This is a genomic window from Kitasatospora sp. NPDC059803, assembly GCF_042732255.1.
Classification (GTDB): domain Bacteria; phylum Actinomycetota; class Actinomycetes; order Streptomycetales; family Streptomycetaceae; genus Kitasatospora.
The window spans coordinates 1-3,293 of record NZ_JBHWIJ010000492.1; the positions used below are offsets into that span (position 1 = coordinate 1).

The following is a 3,293-nucleotide window of genomic DNA, read 5'->3' on the forward strand; positions in this document are numbered from 1 at the left end:
GGGCGGCGCGGGCCGCCCGCCGCCCGCGCCGCCCCCGCGACGGGTGGCCTCCCGGGGCAGGATCAGCCCTCGCTGATCAGGCCCTCACGAAGCTGGGTCAGCGTCCTGGTGAGCAGCCGGGAGACGTGCATCTGGGAGATGCCGATCTCGTCGCCGATCTGCGACTGGGTGAGGTTGCCGAAGAACCGCAGCATGATGATCCGGCGCTCGCGCGGCGGCAGCTTGGCCAGCAACGGCTTCAGCGACTCCCGGTACTCGACGCCTTCCAACGCGAGGTCCTCGTAGCCGAGCCGCTCGGCCAGCGGTCCGTCGCCGTCCTCCTCGCTGGGGCTGGAGTCGAGCGAGCTGGCGGTGTAGGCGTTGCCCACCGCGAGGCCCTCGACCACGTCCTCCTCGCTGACCCCCAGGCAGGTGGCCAGTTCGGCGACGGTGGGGGAGCGGTCCAGCCGCTGGGACAGGTCGTCACCGGCCTTGGTGAGCGCCAGCCGCAGCTCCTGGAGCCGCCGGGGCACCCGGACCGACCAGCTGGTGTCCCGGAAGAAGCGTTTGATCTCGCCCACCACGGTGGGCATCGCGAAGGTGGGGAACTCCACCCCGCGCTCGGGGTCGAACCGGTCGATCGCCTTGATCAGGCCGATGGTGCCGACCTGGACGATGTCCTCCATCGGCTCGTTGCGGCTGCGGAAGCGCGCCGAGGCGTACCGGACCAGCGGCAGGTTGAGCTCGATCAGGGTGTCGCGGACGTACGTGTGCTCCGCGCTGCCCGGTTCCAGGGCGGCCAGCCGCAGGAACAGCGAGCGCGACAGCGTCCGGGTGTCCAGCCCGGAGCCGGGCGGCGCCTCGGGCCCGGGCGGCGCGGCGGCCGGGACCCGCTGGAGCGGGATCCGGTCCTCGGCGACAGCCGTACCGTTGGCCTGACCAGCGTGGATCTCCGCAGTGCCCAGCTCTCCGGACATGCGCCCACCCCCTTGTGACTGACAGTTGAACGGGGGCCGTCGCACGGAGGTTCCCGGCGGGGGCCCTCCCCCTCCATACCGGAACACGGTGCACGGCAAACCCGAACGTCGCAAGATGTCACGCGAGGGTAACGCGCTGCAATCTCAGTCTTCCCAGGAGTTGCCGGTCCGAAGCCTCGTCAGGATGCGGGAGAGCAGCCGCGAGACGTGCATCTGGGACATCCCCAGCTCGGTGCTGATCTGCGACTGGGTCAGGTTGGCGAAGAACCGCAGCATCACGATCCGCCGCTCCCGCTCGGGCAGCTGGACCAGCAGGTGGCGGACCATGTCCCGGTGCTCGACCTCGGCCAGCGCGGAGTCCTCGTAGCCGAGCCGGTCCAGCAGGGCGAGTCCGCCCTCGTGCTCCTGCGCCGCCTCCAGCGAGGCCGCGTTGTAGGCCCGCCCGGCGTCCAGGCAGGCCCGGACGTCCTCCTCGGGGATCCGCAGGCTGGCGGCGATCTCCGGCACCTTGGGGGCCCGGCCGTGCAGCACCGTCAGCTCCTCCATCGCGCCGCTGACCTGGACCCACAGCTCCTGGAGCCGGCGCGGGACGTGCATGGTGCGGACGTTGTCCCGGAAGTAGCGCTTGATCTCGCCGAGGATGGTGGGCAGTGCGTAGGTGGGGAACTGGACGCCGCGGGTGGGGTCGAACCGGTCGATCGCGTTGATCAGGCCGATGGTGCCGACCTGGACGACGTCCTCCATCGGTTCGCTGCGGCTGCGGAAGCGGGTGGCCGCGTAGCGGACCAGGGGGATGTTCACCTCGATCAGGGCGGCCCGGACCCGCTCCCGCTCGGGGGTGCCCGGGGGCAGCTCCGCGAGCCGTTCGAACAGCACCCGGGTCAGCGTCCGGACGTCCACCGCGGGGCGGCCGCCGGGGCCGCGCAGACCGTCCGGGCGGAGCTCGCCGGCCGGGCTGATGATCGACGCCAGTACCTCGTCGGACACGTCACCCCTCCCTCAGTCGATAACGAAGGGCCCTGCGGATCGGGTGTCGCGGCTGCTTCACCACCTCGCCATGTCCGGCAAAACCGGTCATAGCATCACAAGGCGGGCGCAGGTCGGGCAAGCACCCGGCGGAGGTGTGTTGGTGCGGCATCGGGGCTTCACCGGGCTTCCCGCCCAGGCGCCGCACGGATCGTTCCGGGGCGGAGCAAGGCGCCCCGTCCGGTGGCCGGACGGGGCGCGGCGGGCCGTCCGAGGGACGGACCCGGGTGCCTCGGGTGTCAGACCTCGATGTCGGCGATCACCCAGGTGGCGAATTCGCGCCACTGACCGGCCGCGGCCTGATGGGCCGGGTGGGTCAGGTACGCGTGCAGGGCGTCGCGGTCCTCGACCAGGCTGTTGATCGCGTAGTCGTGGGCGATGTCCCGCTCGGTGGTGTTCCAGCCGCACTCCCACTCGCGCAGCTCGGGGATCAGCGAACCCAGCTCGGCGAACGCCTTGGCGCCGGCGAGCGCGCGCTCGTCGTCCTTGCGGACGCCTTCGTTGAGCTTGAACAGGACCAGATGCCGGATCACGATTGCCGCTCCTCGCGGACGGGGACAGAGGGTCCCGCACACCGTAGCCGGTGCGCCGGGGCGGGACGACGGGCCCTATGCGAGCGGAGCGCTCACTTGATCAGTCCGGTCATGAAGGTGCCGACCGCCTTGGCCGCGTTCGAGATGCCCTCGAAGCCCAGTTGGACGAGCTGGGCGGAGCGGGCCGGCGAGCTGATGATCGAGTAGAGGACGAAGATGAGCAGGAGGGCCATGCCGATCTTCTTCGCCTGCGCCATCGGGTGTCGTCCTCTCCTGCTGTGGGCCGCCGCCATCCGGATCCCCGAGCGGCCCTGCGGAAGCAGCTTATCCATCGGACGGGCTATCAAGTGTGCGACGCGTTCGCCCGGCGGGACGAAGGTCCCCGTGAGTGGGGCCTTTCTCCGGATGCCCGGAAGCGGCCCGGGCGGCAGGATGGAAGACGTGCCGAGGATCTGGCAGGAATCCCCGGTGCGTGGATCCGGAGCTCCCCGCTGTGGGACCGGGCGCCGCGGCTTCCCCCCGACGCGGCGCCGGTTGTGGGACTCCGCCGGGGGAGCGGTCGTCCCCCCGAGCCGCTCCCCCTTTCCAGGCTCCGTACTCTCCGGGCGTTGGTGGTCATCAGCCCGGAGTACGGAGCCCTTTTCGCGTTCGAGGGTGCGCGGAAACGCCGAAGGGCCCGGCGGGTGGGGCCGGCCGTCGGGGGTTGCCGGCGGTGCGGGGGGGGTGGCAAACCCCGGGGCGGGGGCCCCACACCCCCAATCGCGGCGGGGGCCGTGTG

Annotated in this window: 4 protein-coding genes; all 4 read right to left on the minus strand. The window is 71.6% G+C overall.

Going from position 1 to position 3,293, the window contains the following annotated elements:
• Nucleotides 1-62 precede the first annotated feature (62 nt).
• The gene (locus tag ACFV6I_RS38605; protein ID WP_063348628.1) at nt 63-956 is read right to left on the minus strand and encodes an RNA polymerase sigma factor SigF; all 894 of its coding nucleotides are present in this window, start codon (nt 954-956) and stop codon (nt 63-65) included.
• Nucleotides 957-1,100: 144 nt separating this feature from the next.
• A complete protein-coding gene (locus tag ACFV6I_RS38610) occupies nt 1,101-1,883 on the minus strand; it encodes an RNA polymerase sigma factor SigF (protein ID WP_244293642.1) in 783 nt (260 codons plus the stop codon).
• A gap of 338 nt (nt 1,884-2,221) precedes the next feature.
• On the minus strand, nt 2,222-2,515 hold the full coding sequence (locus ACFV6I_RS38615) for a Dabb family protein (protein WP_063348630.1): 294 nt from the start codon (nt 2,513-2,515) through the stop codon (nt 2,222-2,224).
• Between the two features lie 92 nt (nt 2,516-2,607).
• On the minus strand, nt 2,608-2,847 hold the full coding sequence (locus ACFV6I_RS38620; protein ID WP_380430862.1) for a hypothetical protein: 240 nt from the start codon (nt 2,845-2,847) through the stop codon (nt 2,608-2,610).
• Nucleotides 2,848-3,293: the final 446 nt, after the last annotated feature.